Source organism: Colwellia sp. MB3u-4 (assembly GCF_014077065.1).
In the GTDB taxonomy this organism is placed as follows: domain Bacteria; phylum Pseudomonadota; class Gammaproteobacteria; order Enterobacterales; family Alteromonadaceae; genus Cognaticolwellia.
On record NZ_JACGVE010000037.1, the window covers coordinates 1 to 16933 of the forward strand.

Annotated in this window: 10 protein-coding genes and 3 pseudogenes; 7 read left to right on the forward strand and 6 right to left on the reverse strand. The window is 39.8% G+C overall.

What is annotated here, in order from left to right:
- Positions 1-301: 301 nt before the first annotated feature.
- Positions 302-484, forward strand: a pseudogene (locus H4J61_RS00435) (EamA family transporter); the annotation flags it as partial.
- 744 nt (positions 485-1228) lie between these two features.
- Here the strand turns inward: H4J61_RS00435 and H4J61_RS00440 are convergent.
- On the reverse strand, positions 1229-3058 hold the full coding sequence (locus H4J61_RS00440) for an ABC transporter ATP-binding protein (RefSeq protein WP_182182694.1): 1830 nt from the start codon (positions 3056-3058) through the stop codon (positions 1229-1231).
- A 671-nt stretch (positions 3059-3729) separates the two neighbouring features.
- Positions 3730-4638: a LysR family transcriptional regulator gene (locus H4J61_RS00445; protein WP_182182696.1), complete on the reverse strand. Its 909-nt coding sequence runs from the start codon at positions 4636-4638 to the stop codon at positions 3730-3732.
- A 403-nt stretch (positions 4639-5041) separates the two neighbouring features.
- Between H4J61_RS00445 and H4J61_RS00450 the strand changes: the two genes are divergently transcribed.
- Positions 5042-5650 (forward strand): FMN-dependent NADH-azoreductase, encoded by a 609-nt coding sequence (locus H4J61_RS00450; protein WP_182182698.1) that lies wholly within the window; start codon positions 5042-5044, stop codon positions 5648-5650.
- A 628-nt stretch (positions 5651-6278) separates the two neighbouring features.
- Here the strand turns inward: H4J61_RS00450 and H4J61_RS18105 are convergent.
- A pseudogene (locus H4J61_RS18105) lies at positions 6279-6506 on the reverse strand (ABC transporter ATP-binding protein); the annotation flags it as partial.
- Between the two features lie 864 nt (positions 6507-7370).
- On the opposite strand from H4J61_RS18105, the gene H4J61_RS00460 reads away from it, so the two are divergent.
- Both H4J61_RS00460 and H4J61_RS00465 read left to right on the forward strand, forming a co-directional pair.
- Positions 7371-8183 (forward strand): alpha/beta fold hydrolase, encoded by an 813-nt coding sequence (locus tag H4J61_RS00460; protein ID WP_182182701.1) that lies wholly within the window; start codon positions 7371-7373, stop codon positions 8181-8183.
- 16 nt (positions 8184-8199) lie between these two features.
- Positions 8200-10671, forward strand: coding sequence for an EAL domain-containing protein (locus tag H4J61_RS00465; protein WP_310650011.1), 2472 nt, complete (start codon positions 8200-8202; stop codon positions 10669-10671).
- Positions 10672-10810: 139 nt separating this feature from the next.
- On the opposite strand, the gene H4J61_RS00470 is transcribed toward H4J61_RS00465, so the two are convergent.
- Both H4J61_RS00470 and H4J61_RS00475 read right to left on the reverse strand, forming a co-directional pair.
- Positions 10811-11419, reverse strand: coding sequence for a histidine phosphatase family protein (locus H4J61_RS00470; RefSeq protein WP_310650012.1), 609 nt, complete (start codon positions 11417-11419; stop codon positions 10811-10813).
- Between the two features lie 81 nt (positions 11420-11500).
- Positions 11501-12847 (reverse strand): short-chain fatty acid transporter, encoded by a 1347-nt coding sequence (locus tag H4J61_RS00475; RefSeq protein ID WP_404852050.1) that lies wholly within the window; start codon positions 12845-12847, stop codon positions 11501-11503.
- Between the two features lie 280 nt (positions 12848-13127).
- On the opposite strand from H4J61_RS00475, the pseudogene H4J61_RS18110 reads away from it, so the two are divergent.
- Positions 13128-13408 (forward strand): annotated as a pseudogene (locus tag H4J61_RS18110) (LysR family transcriptional regulator); the annotation flags it as partial.
- Between the two features lie 229 nt (positions 13409-13637).
- On the opposite strand, the gene H4J61_RS00485 reads toward H4J61_RS18110, so the two are convergent.
- The gene (locus H4J61_RS00485; protein ID WP_182182705.1) at positions 13638-14468 is read right to left on the reverse strand and encodes a mechanosensitive ion channel family protein; all 831 of its coding nucleotides are present in this window, start codon (positions 14466-14468) and stop codon (positions 13638-13640) included.
- A 735-nt stretch (positions 14469-15203) separates the two neighbouring features.
- Here H4J61_RS00485 and H4J61_RS00490 point away from each other — a divergent pair.
- On the forward strand, positions 15204-16268 hold the full coding sequence (locus tag H4J61_RS00490; protein ID WP_259363036.1) for a C4-dicarboxylate TRAP transporter substrate-binding protein: 1065 nt from the start codon (positions 15204-15206) through the stop codon (positions 16266-16268).
- Between the two features lie 134 nt (positions 16269-16402).
- On the forward strand, positions 16403-16933 hold the full coding sequence (locus H4J61_RS00495; RefSeq protein ID WP_182182707.1) for a TRAP transporter small permease: 531 nt from the start codon (positions 16403-16405) through the stop codon (positions 16931-16933).

Consider the following 16933-nt stretch of genomic DNA (forward strand, 5'->3'; position numbering starts at 1 on the left):
TAATTCTCTAATTTTTAATTTTTAATTTTTAATTTTTAATTTTTAATTTTTAATTCGATAATATAATGTAGTAAGACTTTGAATGCTATTTTTTAAATTGGTTACCACTAAGTACGCTGAAACAGTAATTGCTTTCTTTAAGCCTGAGTGTCACTGATAGCAAATAACGCTTATGTTAGTACTGTGGGGCTAAATTTTTGGCAGTTTGCTAATCAAGAAGATAAAAATTCAACCCAAATCCACCTTTAGTAAGTCTTGCAAGACATGCACAATGGCCATGTGTTAGTGGGAAACGCTTTAAAATATTGGAACCCTAGCTGTAATGAATAATCTACTCATACCCACAGGAATTCTGGTGAATGTTTTAATTTGGAATCGTGATGACGACATTGTTCAATTAAGCATTGGCTCAGGCATTATTTTACTCGCTATTCTTATTAATCAGAAAATTTTTCCAAATAGTAAAATAAAGAAGTATAGGTAAAATAAAACATTATTCTTCATAAAATCAAAATATATGATGCCTCATATTTTCCAGCTTGACATCTATTTTATCTTTTTGAGGGAGTTAACGTCAGTTATTTCAGTCTATTACTCAAGGGTTTTCACATAATTCAGAATTCAAAGTAAGCACTTTCTGCTGTTGTGAAAACCAGCACTGAATATTGTTTATGATGATGAAATGCTTTTATTCAAACAGACTTATCTGAGGTGGTGATCTACTTTGTGGTGGCAATAATTCGAGGACTTCGTCATTTTTTGTCTTCAGCTGACTGAGTATCTTTTGGATCAACAACAGATGTTCATTAGACACATCCCTGTGTCTAATCCTTTGGGCAGCATTCGCTGTGCAAATCGTCTTTCCTGGCGATTTTTCAATGCTCGCTATAGCCTTAATCGCACCACAACATTGCTCACAGGTTTCTATTTTTATCCCAAAACCCGTTTAAGTCTTTGTGCCCAGGTCATCGACTGGTGTTTTTTTGCCCTTGTTCCCAACGCCCTGTAGGCAATACTTGTTTAGTCTTATTTCGTTTTGCCGGCGTTATTATCACGCGGTGCCGAGAGTTCGCAAGCAAGCGATTTGATGAGTCTCTAACTTTGATAAGTCTCTAACATAGGCACTTAAGTTAGATTCAGTTATCTCGATAAACAGTAATGAAAATGCCACTCATTGTGTGAGTGGCATTCGTTAGCAGACGTTAATTTGAAGCTTATCTATTTGGCTTTAATCTAATCCCAAAAAACCACCCGTTTGGTGAGCCCACAGTTGCGCATAGATCCCACTGGCATTAATGAGCTCTTGATGGGTGCCTTGTTCAACAATACGACCTTGATCTAATACGATGAGTCTATCCATGGCCGCAATGGTCGAGAGTCGATGAGCTATGGCTATCACCGTTTTGCCCTCCATTAATTCGTACAATGACTCTTGTATCGCCGCTTCAACTTCAGAATCTAATGCTGAAGTGGCCTCATCTAATAACAAAATAGGGGCATTTTTCAATAACACACGTGCAATGGCAATCCGTTGACGTTGGCCACCTGATAGTTTTACCCCACGTTCGCCGACTTGAGCATCAAGCCCTTTATTACCAAAGGGATCGGATAAACTTTCAATAAAGCCAGCCGCTTGTGCTTGAGTGATTGCCGCCATTAATTGCTCATCACTTGCATCTGGGTCGCCGTAAAGGATATTTTCACGGATCGAACGGTGCAACAAGGATGTATCCTGAGTCACCATACCAATATTTGCCCGTAATGAATCTTGAGTAATATCGGTTATAGGTTGATTATCAATAAGTATTTGACCTTTTTCAACGTCATAAAAACGCATTAATAAGTTTACTAAAGTCGACTTGCCTGCACCAGAACGCCCGACAAGACCCACTTTTTCACCCGCTTTAATATTCAGGTTTAGTTGTTCAATGACGCCCGCTTTTTCGCCATAATGAAAACAAACCTGATTAAATTCTATTTTGCCCTGATTAACAACAATGTCTTTGGCGTCGGGTTTGTCTTGGATGGCAATGGGTTTAGACAGAGTATTCATCCCATCTATCACAGTGCCTATATTTTCAAACAGTGAACTAATTTCCCACATGATCCATTGTGACATGCCGTTTAGGCGTAATGCTAAACTGACCGCAATGGCAATAGCACCGACAGTAATCGCACTGTCAGCCCATAACCAAATAGACACAGCGGTAATGGTAAATGCTAAAAGATAATTGATGATTTGTACCAAGACATTAATGACAGTGACCAAGCGCATTTGGCCATAAACGGTTGTTAAAAAACGCATCATACTGTCTTGAGCGTAGTCAGCTTCTTGGCTGGTATGTGAGAATAGTTTTACCGTTGATATATTGCTATAACTGTCAACAATACGGCCGGTCATGTTTGAACGCGCATCGGCTTGTTCTGTTGATATCGCTTTTAGCTTGGGGACTAATTTCCATTGGATCAATACGTATGCCACGAGCCACGCGAGCATGGGTAACATTAAACGCACATCAGCAGCGGCAATCATGACCAGCATAGAAGTGAAATACACTAAAATATACATAAGTACATCCAGTAACTTCATCACCGTTTCACGCACGGCAAGCGAGGTTTGCATAACCTTTGTGGCAATTCGGCCAGCAAAGTCATCTTGATAGAATGACACACTCTGCTTGAGTAAATAACGATGCGCTTGCCAGCGAATGGCCATGGGGTAGTTACCCAAAAGCGTTTGATGCACGATAGAGGAATGTAACCAGACAATTACAGGAATGACCACTAACACCATCACCGACATAGCGATAAATGTTGTGCCTTCATCTTGCCACAATGTTTGCGGATCTTTGGTCACTAACAAATCCACTAATTGGCCCATAAAACCAAACAGCGACACTTCTAAGATAGCGAGTACCGCCGTAAGTACCGACATGATAATTAATGGTAAACCAAATCCGCGGGTATAATGGCGGCAAAAGGCATATAAGGTGTTAGGTGGTTGTGTGGGTTCTTCTTCTGGTAATGCTTGGGTCAATGATTCAAAAAATTTAAACATCTAATGCTCTGACTTCATGATGATAATTCTGCCGCCTAGGATAACGTAAAATGGCCACATGTCATGGGTTAAATTGTTACTATATACGAAACGAATGAGTTCAGTTTCCCGCGAGTCATGGTTGTTGTGTGGCTGTAAAGTAATAATATTAAAACGCAGTGAAGAGAAAATGGTTCAGTTTTACGATTAAAAATCTTGAAGATGATAGAGATGAAATAGACCAATAGCGAACATTAACACCGAGTTTATTACGCCAAAAGAGTCGATGCTCAACGGATGTTACTCAACCTCATAAAGAAAACTAAGTCAGTACTAACATAAAACTAATCACCTTAACATTAGCCTCTCGGCCCCCTCTTAACTGGTCAAAATGCTGGCTTTCATGCCTTTCGTCAAGTCGACAATATGGAGGTCATTGATGGTATTTCGGGGCGCTACGCTCAAACGTTTTCAATAATGGTGTGAAATGATTGTGTTACATTTCTGCGAATGCGAATAAACCTCAACTTGATGTGAGTATTTACTTGCTTGATACCAATGATATTAAGTGCTTACACAATATTGTGATGTAATTACGCCGCATGTTCGATTTGGATGCCGACATGAATGTTATCCAGCAGTATTAGCCGCCTCAGCAGGATAATTTCTCAACTCGCTTGCTTGAAATCTATTTAATATTCGCATGCTAACGGGCTTGGTAATTTCATACATTGCAACCTTAGCTCGGCTAAAAAATGTCTTGCCGCAGGGCCAAGGCTATCAACATCTTTAAAAATCAAATGAAGTTGTGATGAGCGTTTACTACTATGGCTTAATCGCAACGGTTTTAGCTGAACCGCTTCAAGTTGTTTTTTTATCGAAGTACCTGGTAGCCATGCAAAGCCCAACCCCTTACAAATCATGTCAATAGATGTTTGTTTATGGCTTACTGTCCAGCGCTGATTTGCCCCCAGCCAGCCTTCATCTTTTTTAGTGGCAAGTGCAGAATCTCGGACAACGATTTGGCGATGGCCTTTAAGATCTTCTAGCGTTAACTCGCGATCAAGTGCATGTAGCGCATGCTCAGGGCTGGCAACCGCAATAAATTCGATGTAACACAAAGACTCACTAAAACCATCACGCAAGGTAATAGGTGATATAGCGATATCAACCTCAGTATTTTCTAGCAGTTCACTCGCGCCGTTGAGCACAGATTCAATCAATTCAATTTGCAGCATCGGGTATTGCATCGAGACATTTTCCAGCACTTGATAGAGTACCGATTGGGGGAAGATCTCATCAACAGCAATTCTTAACTTACTTTCCGTTCCTTGCCCTAAGGTTTGACCGACAGCTTCTATTTTTGCTGCTTCATCAAGTAAAAAGTTTGCCCGCCTTAACATTAACTCGCCCACTTCAGTTAATAGCGTTTTTCGACCTACAATTTTGAACAGCTTAATTTCTAAAGACTCTTCTATTTTTCCAACCGCACTGTGGATACTCGACTGACTTTTATGTACACCTTGTGAAGCTTGGTTAAAGCCGCCAAACTCTACAACAGAGCGAAACATCCGCCATTGCTCTAACGAAATTCTTAACATTGACGATTTCCTTTTTTATTTTAATTTTTTAACTTTTTAACTTTTTCATTTTCTAATTCTGTTAAGCAAACAGCCTTCCACCTGACACCTTTTCACCCTATTCTAATGACTTTCGTTAACGAGTTATCAATAAGTCATTTGCGTCAGTGAGATTATTTCAACGTCTATCTTGCATAAAATAACCTATATTCGTTTAAATATAACAATATTTATTAAAATAAAACTATTTCTTGGTTTTTTAACCGTATAACTTTACAGCTAATATTATTAACAAAGGCTAGAAACATTCTATTTAATAGAATGAAATGTGCGTATTTTAATAATTTTACTTTACTCAAAATTAACTAATACTTACGGCTACATTTTCAACTTTAGTTTTATTTCTCTAGGTAGGTTTTTAATTATGAAAAATATTTTATTAATTAATTCATCGTTAAACGGTGAACAAGGCAATTCAACAATATTAGCAAAAGAACTTTTATCAACGCTAGAGGCAAAATCTAAAGTTAATATTATTGAACGAGATTTAGCCAAACAAGCATTGCCTCATTTAAGCCAACAAGAAATGCTCGCTTGGATGACACCAATTAACGAACGCAATGAAGAGCAAATACAGCTAGCAAGTACTTCAGATATTCTGGTTGAAGAACTACAAGCCAGTGATATGATTATTATTGGTATGCCCATGTATAATTTTGGTATTCCATCAAGCTTTAAAGTATGGATTGATCGCATAGCCAGAGCTGGTATTACCTTCAAATATACAGAACAGGGCCCTGTCGGTTTGCTCGAAGGAAAAAAAGCTATCATTGTCGCCGCCCGAGGCGGAATGTATGTTGGCACACCAAAAGATACCCAAAGCCAATACCTTAAAGACATACTAGCTTTTATCGGCATTTCCGATGTTGAATTTATTTATGCCGAAGGTTTAAGTATGCCAACAAAAGTAGCAAGTTTACAACAAGCTAGCGTAGATATAGCAGCATTAGCGAACAAGTTATTGGCTGTTTAAGCTATAAACTATTTCATCTGCGGGGTGTCCGGTGTCGCCCCCATAATTACAAACTTACGTGTATAGGCAAAATAAAACGTCATTTTTCATACAATCAAAATACATGATGTCTGATATTTTCCATCTTGACATCTATTTTATCTTCTTGAGGGAGTGAACGTCGGTTATTTCAGTCTATTACTCAAGGGTTTTTACATAATTCAGAATTCAAAGTAAACACTTTCTGCTGTTGTCAAAACCAGCACTGAATATTGTTTATGTTCATGAACAGCTTTTATTCAAACAGACTTATCTAAGGCTGTGCTTTACTTTTTGGCGGTAATAATTCGACGACTTCGTCATTTTTTGTCTTCAGCTGACTGAGTATCTTTTCGATCACCAACAGATTTTCATTAGACACATCACTGTGTCTAACCCTTTGCACAGCGAATGCTCGCTATAGCCTTAACCGCACCACCGCATTGCTCACAGGTTTCTATTTCTATCCCAAAACCCGTTTAAGTCTTTGTGCCCAGATCATCGGCTGGTGTTTTTGTGCCCGTGTTCCCACCGCCCTGTAGCCAATGCTTGTTTAGCCTTATTTCGTTTTGCCGGCGTTATTATCACGCGGTGCCGAGAGTTGGCAAGCAAGCGATTTGATGATTTGTACCAAGACATTAATGACAGTGACCAAGCGCATTTGGCCATAAACGGTTGTTAAAAAACGCATCATACTGTCTTGAGCGTAGTCAGCTTCTTGGCTGGTATGTGAGAATAGTTTTACTGTTGATATATTGCTATAACTGTCAACAATGCGGCCGGTCATGTTTGAACGTGCATCGGCTTGTTCTGTTGATATCGCTTTTAGCTTTGAGACTAATCTAAGATAGCGAGTACCGCCGTAAGTACCGACATGATAATTAATGGCAAAGCAAATCCGCGGGTATAATGGCGGCAAAAGGCATATAAGGTGTTAGGTGGTTGGTTGGGTGGGTTCTTCTTCTGGTAATGCTTGGGTCAATGATTAAAAAAATTTAAACATCTGATGCTCTGACTTCATGATGAAAATTCTGCCGCCTAGGATAACGCAAAATGGCCAGGTGTCATGGGTTAAATTGTTACTATATACGAAACGAATGAGTTCGGTTTCCCGCGAGTCGTGGTGGTTGTGCTACTGTAAAGTAATAACATTAATACGCAGTGCAAGAATATGTTGTGATGCCTTGACCAATTGCTTCAAAACCTGTAGCTATCTGTCGGTCACCATCTGTATGTTAATAGTAATTTTTGAACTGAGTCTTGTTTATTGATATAACCTAGCGCAGCACAATTTAATATTATTGCTGCATACAATTCATCATCGTGCATTGATAAGACGATAATCCCCATTTGTGGTCACCAACAATAAAAATGTTTTGTACTTTTAGTCCAGACACTGACAAGATGGAAAGCATGAAGAATCATATTTTTTATTAACTTATGAAAAATAACGTTTTATTTTACCTATACACCCTGTAGTATTTTTAAAATAAATATTGTGGTTGTTTGGTGTTTAAGTTATTTGCGCTATAATTTTTATATACATAGCCCCCACACACGGGATGGCAAAACCACGTCAACTTACCACAATATATTTTAGCAAAAAAAATACCCTTCGCACTTGATTTTTTATGTAGCTTATAGACCAACGATTTGAAAAATAGATGTTTATGCTCCTTTCAACCATGAGATAAAAACCACTATGAATATCATCAATAGGAACAATGTCAGAGTATACGGTAAAGGCGCTAAAACAATCGTTTTTGCCCATGGCTATGGTTGTGATCAATCTATGTGGCGGAGAGTCAGTCCGTCCTTTGAAGATGAATATAGGGTGGTATTATTTGACTATGTCGGCGTAGGTTTGTCTAATGCTGATGCTTATGATCCTCTGCGTTATTCAAGTTTGGCCGGTTATGCCAAAGATATTGTCGAAATTTTTACAGCACTTGATTTGCAAGATGCGATCTTGGTAGGGCATTCGGTCAGCAGTATGATTAGCTTGTTAGCTGCAATCGAAATTCCCCATAGAATCTCAACGTTGATCATGATTTGCCCAACCCCACGCTATTTGAACGACCGACCCGATTACATCGGCGGCTTTGAACAGGCCGACATTGAAGGTTTGCTCGATACAATCGATCGCAATCAACCAGGTTGGGCAGCTCATCTCGCCGGTATTGTTGTAAATAACCCCGATCAACCAGAATTAGCACAAGAACTGGAAGACAGTTTTTGTGCCATGGATCCCGCCATAGCTAAGCGTTTTGCCAAAGCAACTTTTTTGGCGGATAACCGTTCTGATCTGGTTGGTTTTGACAAGCCCTGTTTGATCCTTCAGTGTCAGAACGATTTAGTTGCACCGAATGTCGTAGGCGATTATTTACATCAACATTTGCTTAATAGTCATTTGCAACAGATGAAAGCGACCGGACACAGTCCTCATATGAGTCATCCGTTTGAAACCATCGAATTGATCAAAGAATACCTTGCCAGTCACGTAAAGCAGAACTAAAGAGTGAATATTTAGAGTGGATATATCAAAATTTAATCTTATGGAGGCACCCTGCGGCTTGTTTACCTTTGATGACAGCTTAAGGGTAATGACGGTTAATCAAACCTTAGCCACTATGCTTAACCTTACGATACAAGACTTAGTGGGTAAAAATTTGGATGTAATGCTGACATCATCCAACCGTTTGCAGTTTCATCTGCAAGTGATGCCAATATTGCATCTTCAGGGACATATTGAAGAGATTTCCATGTCTCTGGCTGGCGCAAAAGGGATCGAAATCCCGGTCATTTTTAATGCCGTGCGACGAGAAGTTCAGGGGAGTGCCTATACTGAATGTGTGGTCATGGCTATGAACGAACGTAAACGTCTGGAAGATGAGTTGTTTAATATAAAAAAAGCAACCGAACAAGTGCCCGGTTCCCTTTATCAATTTCAGCTTTTTGCCGACGGGAGTACCTGCTTTCCTTACACGAGTGAGGGAATACGTGATATCTATGAGTTAAGCCCGCTACAGTTAAAAAAAGACGCAGATTTAGCGTTTAAACGCATTCACTTGGATGATGTAGAGGTGCTCAAACAAGACATGGTGGATTCTGCCAAAAACCTCACTGTATGGCATCAACAATATCGTGTGATTTTACCCAAAGCGGGCATCCGCTGGCTGGAGGGTAATGCCACCCCTGAAGCCCGCGCCGATGGCAGTACAATATGGCATGGTTATATTAACGATATTACCGAGCGAAAAGCGTTAGAACTTTCGTTGTCCAACGAATTTGAACGCTCGCGAGTGACGCTAAGTTCCATCGGCGATGCGGTTATTACCACCAATGAGCGCCAAGTGGTCGAATACATCAACCCCATTGCAGAGCAATTAACTGGCTGGAAATTGGCCGATGCCATAGGTCAACCCGTAACTAGGGTGTTTAACATCATTAATCAACATACTCGGCTGGTGGCAAAAAGCCCTATTGCCCATGTTTTGGACGATGGTGCCATTGTTGGGCTGACTCGCGACACAGTGTTGCTCAGTAAGGATGGAAGTGAGTATTCGCTGGAATGCTCTGCAGCACCGATTTTTACTCTTGGTGATGTAATAACGGGTGTCGTTATGGTTTTTCGTGATGTAACCGGCCAAAAAAGACTGAAGGAGGAAGTGGATCATCATCGTGCCAGTCATGATCATTTGACTGGACTGGCGAACCGCAGAGAATTTGATCGTAAATTACTTGAAATGTTTGATTCATCAATTTCTACTGGTGTTGCACATGTATTGTGTTCCATCGATTTGGATCAGTTTAAGATAGTCAATGACAGCTGCGGACATTCTGCTGGCAACACACTATTAAAAGAAATTTCGGCGATACTTACTCTAAACGTGTGTGACAAAGATCTGGTGGCGCGAACCGGGGGGGATGAATTTTCTCTTTTACTTGAGGGCTATGATCTCAAAGCGGCTCAACGAATAGCACAACAGGCTTGTGACAAAATTGCGAACATTCGTTTTTATCACAAAGGTAAATTTGTTCACGTCAGCGCCAGCATAGGCCTAGTAGCTTTCGATGGGAAATGGGAAAATGCCCAGGCAGTGCAACTGGCTGCCGTTAGCGCCTGTTTAGCTGCGAAACATCAAGGTGGCGGTCGTGTACAAATATATTCAGATACAGATTTAACGGTAATGGAGCTGCGAGATCAGATGCAGTGGGCTTCTCGCTTGCAACAAGCCATTAATGAAAATCGCTTTGAACTTTTTGCCCAACCCATCATGGCACTTGATCAACAAGCAGAACAAGGACTACATTTTGAAGTGCTATTGCGCTTACGTGATACCGATGGAAGTCTGGTCTCGCCTGCGTTATTTATGGCTTCCGCTGAACGATTTGGCTTAGCTGGGCAAATCGATCGTTGGCTAGTAAATCGAGTCTTAGAGTGGATGAAAACCTATGCTCATGAGTTGGATAAAATTAATATAATCGCCGTAAACTTATCTGGAAAGTCGGTTGGTGATCGTGATTTTCATCACTTTTTGCTCGAGGCATTGGATCACGCTCAGGTACCGGTACAAAAAATTTCATTCGAAATTACTGAAACAGCAGCAATCGATAACCTGGATATCGCCACTGAGTTTATTACTATGCTGCATCAGCGCGGTGCGAAAATATCCCTCGATGATTTTGGCAGTGGTATGTCATCAATGGCTTATCTTAAAAAACTTGCGGTTGATTATTTGAAAATTGACGGACAGTTTGTGAAAGATATGGCAAACGACAGAGTTGATTGTGCGATGGTTCGTAGTATTAATGAAATTGCGCATTTAACCGGAAAAGTCACTATTGCTGAGTTTGTTGAAAATGCCGATATATTGATGTTATTAAAAGATATAGGTATTGATTTTGCCCAGGGATACCACATTGGCAAACCACAGCCAATCAATGAAATTTTTGCCTGGAAAAATATAACGAATACAAGACTAAGCGGTGAAGATCAGTAGATGGAATTTTCGTCGACAAAGGGCTGTCATAGTGTTGAACGTTGTTAACGCACTACTTTAACGTTTCTGACCCTGTTGATTATTGAAGATAAACCTTGTGTTGATAGATATTGAAAATATTGTTAACGCATGTAGACCGTCATTCAATCGCGACTCGAACCGCCTTGCGTGTTCGTGTGTTGTAGGCAACAATCTCGCCGGACGAGACCCCAATTCCAGATACAGCCTGGATGACCACTTGATGCGTGACCATTAGTGTAAGACTATTTTGGCTGAGCGCTGCAAGCTTTTCTTGCAGCAACTTAAGTGTTTCATTGCGATCAGCGTGCCCTTCAAAAAATGAGTTAAGACCAGCAAATCTTTCAACTTCGCCAAGTTGTAAAAGTTTGGCTGTTTCCAGGCAACGACACCAATAGCTTGAATAAATTTTATCAATCACTATAGCCGACTGCTTTAACTTCTGCCCTAATGAGATAGCTTGACTTCGACCAACGGCATCCAGATTTCTCTGTGTATTGCATTGGTTAATAACAAAATTAGCGGGATCACCAAAACCCGGAGCAATAGCATGGCGCATCAATAGTACGTTGGCATCGATTTTCCGTAGCTTATCCATAATAGGGTCAACATTTGTCGTGGCAAAGGCGTTCTGCACGCTAGCTGATAATATGACAAGAACTAATAATAAATTACCTACTAGCATATGTTTTGAGCCACTGTTGGTTGATATTATGATTAATACAGTCACCTCATGTAACATATATTACATCAGGTGACTTAATTCTGAATTTTGAATTTGAAACGATTTATAGAGTCCCTTTATAAAAAACTATAAAAAAACTAATCCTAATGATATAACAATGCCAGAATAGACAAGTATAACTAAACAATAGCCCATAATATCTCTTGCTCCAAGTTTAGCAATTCCCAATAATGGTAAAGCCCAAAATGGTTGTATCATGTTTGTCCAAGCATCTCCCCAGGCAATTGCCATTGCCGTTCTGGCCGTATCTACGCCAAGTTCAATGGCTGCTGGCATCATAATAGGTGCTTGAACAACCCACTGTCCGCCACCCGAGGGGACGAAAAAGTTCACAACTCCTGCACTTAAAAAAGTAAATAAAGGAAAAGTATTTACTGTAGAGATATTAACAAAACCTTGTGAAATATATCCAGCAAGTGAAACACCATCTGGACCCATAAATTTCATCAGTCCCATTATTCCAGCATAAAAAGGGAATTGTAGTAAAATACCACCGACATTTTTTGACGCATCAGCCACTGCACGTACTACTTTAATCGGGGTGCCATGTAAAATAATGGCAGTAAATAAGAAGATAAAATTAATTATATTCAAATTTAGAGCAAATCCATTTTCGATAAAATAAGAGAAAATAAAACTATATCCTAAAACACCCAGTGCTCTATTTATCCATTTAGAATTTTCAAGTTTTTGCGCTGGCGTCATATTATTTTTATCTAATGTTTCCACTATTTCAGCTTCAAATAAGCGGGTATCCACTTCAATGGTATTTTCTTTTGAAGGATGCATAAACTTTAGAATAAAAGGTAATGTAAGCACAAGTATGGCGACAATAATTAAATTATATGACGAAAATATGGTTTCGCTTGTTGGAATAGCTTGTGTTAATGCCCCATTTGTTATTTCTGCTAGACCAGTAGATGAGGCAATCGTTAATGGAATAGAGCCTGAAAAACCTGCATGCCAAATCAAAAAACCAACGTAGGCAGAAGCGATTAATAATGGATAATGAACTCCTTTTACTTTATGAGCGACTTCTCTCGCAAAAATTGCCCCAATAACTAAACCAAAGCCCCAGTTAATAAAACTGGCAACTAATGCAACAAAACTGACCAGAAGTATTGCTTGTCCTGGTGTTTTTGAAAATCCAGCGAGTTTAGATAAATATTTTTTAAAAACATCTGTTGTTGCTAATATGGTGCCAGTGACCAGCACCAGTGCCATCTGCATTGCGAATGACAAAATAGACCAAAAACCTCCATACCAAGCTGTGACCAAATCCATAGGAGAGCTTTGTGTAAGAGGTATAGCGGCAATAAACACAACAAATGTTAATATAACGGCAAAAACAAATGGATCAGGAAGCCAATTTTTCACCAAACTAACAGAGCTGTCAGTAAACTTAACAAATATGTTTTTCATGTTATTCCTTTTTTAATATCTGATTTTTAAGCACTTAACAAATACTACTATTTTACGCCCCTTCATTCGAATTTAGTGTCACTTCGTATGAAACTGGTGTTACATTTTTGACATCTTTAAAGCTAGCAGAGTAGATGCTTGATACCAAGTGCTTTAGTACTTTCTTTAACAATAACTGATTGATACTGCCAATATAGTGTTTTATTTTTCGCGGCAATATCTATAGCCAAACCACTTGAAGATCATAAACCATTATTTGGCACAGTAAGCAGCATTAACTATCGCCATTCAAAAGCTAGAATTAGAAGTTGGGCTAAAGTTAATTAACCGTGCGGAAAAAACGCTTTATTAACCGCTGAAGGTGAAGTGCTATATAAATTGTCTACTCAACTATTAAGCCAAATAAAACAAGTTGAATTAGAAGAGTTAAAAAATCTCGAACGGGACACCATTCGTTTTGGCGTTCCAGCCATGATGGGCTATTACTACTTGCCAAAAATATTGACCGCATTTAAACAAAAACATCGAAAAATAAAAATACACTTAGTTGACTAAGGTACAGCAGCGCTGGAGAATACATTGCTCAACGGCGAATAAAACACCCTCATTATTAATGAAAGCTAAGTGTTGTGGTGATTAAAGTAATATTGCAATAAGTGATTGCCAACGCCCCCTTGTTGGCTGCAATGGCTTGCATTAACAGCACTTGGTGCCAGCGCCACTAAATGTCAGTTTAGTGGCGCCTGTGAAAACTCGACTAATGGAATAGCTTCAGTAATCGCTAAGACTTATACATATGGATGTCTCGTTGGGGGTACGGAATAGTAATACCTTCCTTATCGAAGGCTTTTTTCACTTTTTCATGCATGTCCCAGTAGTATGGCCACAGGTCATCGGTAGCAACCCAAGGTCGGAACATCAGATTGACTGAGTTATCGCCAAGGCTGCCAACACAGATTCTTGGCTCAGGATCTTTCAGAGAGCGTTCGTCCTCCTCAAATAGCCGTTGGAGAATGGCCTTCGCTTTGTCGATGTCGTCGTCGTAGTGGATGCCAAAGGTCATGTCGCAGCGACGATTTTTGTAAATACTGACATTTACCAAGGTGGCGTTAGATAAACTGCCATTTGGAATGACAATACGCCGGTTGTCGAAAGTATCCACCACAGTATAGAGGATCTGGATTTCGGTGACAGCACCATGAAAACCTTGAGCTTCGATGGTATCGCCCACTTTGAAAGGTTTAAAAATCAGGATCAGCACACCGCCAGCAAAATTGGCTAGGCTTCCCTGTAACGCAAGTCCTATCGCCAGACCAGCAGCACCGATCACCGCAATAAACGAGGTCGTTGCAATACCGATCATCGAGGCGACTGAAATAAGTAGCATAACTTTCATAACGGCACTGGTTAGTCCACACAGAAACTTATTCAGTGTTGGGTCTTTAGCGCCAATCTTTTTGTCTAGAACCCCGACAAAGCGGTTGATCAGCCATAGACCCACAACTAATGTAATAATAGCAAGCACAAATTTAGGTGCGTAAGTGATCACCAGCGATATACCTTGGTCTATTAACTGCGAAACATTTATGTTTGTTCCAATAATTTCTTCCATTCAGTGGTTCCCTACTTGTGATGAGTTACTAGTTGAATATTATAAGGACAAACACGGTAACACATCTATGCACCAGACTTAGACTGTAGTGAGTTTAAAATATGTGACCTGATGATTAAAACAAGGTCACAAAAAATAAGACCTGACTTTAGATGATCTTGTGGCTTGGTATGGCTAGACACAGTTGAATTACGCTGAAGAGGTATATTGACGCTAGCCCTTGTCAATAATCTATAAACGACGGTATAAACGACAGAAAGTGGATTTTAGCGGCTAAAGATGAGTAATTTATGGCGCTATTGTTGGAAATTCTAACCTTAAATAAACAAAAGCTAACGTTCGCTTTAGCCTATAAATCAATATTAGTTAGGATGATTTTAATAACAAAAACCAGCCCTTTTGTGTCGATAGTCAACTTTTTTAGCACCAGTGAAGCTCATTTTTATATCTGGAAAAATTACCCGAGATGTCTATTAATACCCCTTGGATTATGGCGTTTATCAAGCAAGGCTATAAAAAACCGCGTTAAAATATCTCTAGTACAGTTACCGAATTGTTCGTTATCCAAACTGCAAAAAAACTTGATAACACCCCACAGGTAAGACAGAAAATTTAATTTCTAAAGCGCTTTTTTATGCTTGCAGCACCTTGTTTGTTATTGTACAGTAATGAACTTTAGCGGCCCGCAAGTTCCGCCAAGCGAAACACTGGATATTATTTTGAAGAGTCATCACAATGAATAAGATTAGCAAATTTTTCAAAGTAGCCACATTCACAGCCGCTGCTTTGAGTGCAATTCCTGCGGTTGCAGCAACTGTGCTCACTTATGGTGAACCTGGGCCAAACCGAGGCGCCCGTGCAGGTGCCACTAAATGGTTTGCACAGGAAGTTGACAAGCGCTCTGGTGGTGATTTAAAAATTGATATTATGTGGGGCGGCGCCTTATTTAAATCAAATGCCTCACGAGAATCTATTGCTGCTGGCGTGGTAGATATGGGCACCATTATCCCAGATTACTTTCCTAAAGAAATGGTTTCTGCTTCACTGACTAACTTGCCCTTTGAAAATTTAGATCCCTGGGTAGGACTAAAAGCGAACTATGACCACATGCAATCGCCTGAAGTGATACACAGTTTGGCTGAGCAAAATTTAGCCTTCGTCACTTCGTACATGCTTTCTAGCGTTATTATCTTATGCAAAGGCGACGCTGTTCGTTCAATAGATGATATAAGAAATAAAAAAATACGTGGCGTAGGTACCTTCGGGAAAATATTTGGCGACTTAGGCGCAAACTTGGTTAGCATGAGCATTTATAAGGCTTATCAAGGACTAGGTAACGGTTTACTCGATTGTAGTCAAGGTTATATGAACGCCACCATCGCCCTAAAGCAACATGAAGCGGCAGACAGTTTAACCAAACTCAATTGGGGGATTTATACCGGATTGGGCATGTATATTAATAAAAAGTCACTAACCAAATTGAGTCCCTCTCAGAGAAAAGTGTTAGATGAAGTCGGCGCTGATTTTATCAACCATATTGGTCAAAATGTAGTAAAAGCTGACAATAGAGCAGAGCAATTATTAACCCAAGGGATTAATGGCCACAAATTGGAAATTATTAGTCTCCCTCCTGAAGACTCTGCGAAATTATATTTAGCCAGCCAATCTCACATTAGTAAATGGGAAAATGAAGCCAATAAAAGTGACCTTGATGGCAAGGCCATGGTTGAAAACTATAAAGCACTGCTCACTAAATACAGCCAAGAACGCGATCTAAAAGGCTACCCTTGGACACGTTAATTTAATTACATCTGTTTCATTAATGAGCTGATGAACTTTATACACAATAAAAATGGCCAAATATAAGGCCTTTATTTTAACTGGTATAAAGGGTCACAACATAGTGAGATGGGTATTACATAGAGTTTATTATTATGTTGAAAAAAATGGAACAGGGAGCATTGATTGTCGCTGGGGTATGTATTGTCACTCTCGGACTCATGATCACTCTAACGGTAGTGACGCGTAACCTTTTTGGCTGGGGCGTTACTGATGATGTTGTTATCGTTCGAGAACTCATGGTAGGTGCTGTTTTTCTACCATTAGCTTATGTCACCGCAGATTATAGTCACATTACTATAGAGTTCTTATTTAAACGCTTGGGTAAACACAGCAAATTATGGTTGCTTGCCATTGGCTCTTTCATCAGTTTATTAATATTAATGCCACTTGCCTTCGCCGCTTGGAAGGGTTTTTTTCATGCGGCCAGCAGTGGTGCCTATTTTTTTAGCGAGTTAGACCTACCTGAATGGCCGGGGAGATTGGCCTTTTTCGTTGGAGCTGCACTCTTTATTATCCGTTTATTAGTGATTTTTATTGCTGATTTTCGAGCCGCTATTTCTGGTAATACTGAACATCTTGTGCAGCGCTCTGACGCTGCATACAATACAACTGAAGAGGGTTAA

Coding starts and splice junctions, on each gene's coding strand:
- H4J61_RS00490 (WP_259363036.1), top strand. CDS start 15,204: ATGAATAAGATTAGCAAATTTTTCAAAGTAGCCACATTCACAGCCGCT.
- H4J61_RS00450 (WP_182182698.1), top strand. CDS start 5,042: ATGAAAAATATTTTATTAATTAATTCATCGTTAAACGGTGAACAAGGC.
- H4J61_RS00460 (WP_182182701.1), top strand. CDS start 7,371: ATGAATATCATCAATAGGAACAATGTCAGAGTATACGGTAAAGGCGCT.
- H4J61_RS00495 (WP_182182707.1), top strand. CDS start 16,403: ATGTTGAAAAAAATGGAACAGGGAGCATTGATTGTCGCTGGGGTATGT.
- H4J61_RS00485 (WP_182182705.1), bottom strand. CDS start 14,468: ATGGAAGAAATTATTGGAACAAACATAAATGTTTCGCAGTTAATAGAC.
- H4J61_RS00445 (WP_182182696.1), bottom strand. CDS start 4,638: ATGTTAAGAATTTCGTTAGAGCAATGGCGGATGTTTCGCTCTGTTGTA.
- H4J61_RS00440 (WP_182182694.1), bottom strand. CDS start 3,058: ATGTTTAAATTTTTTGAATCATTGACCCAAGCATTACCAGAAGAAGAA.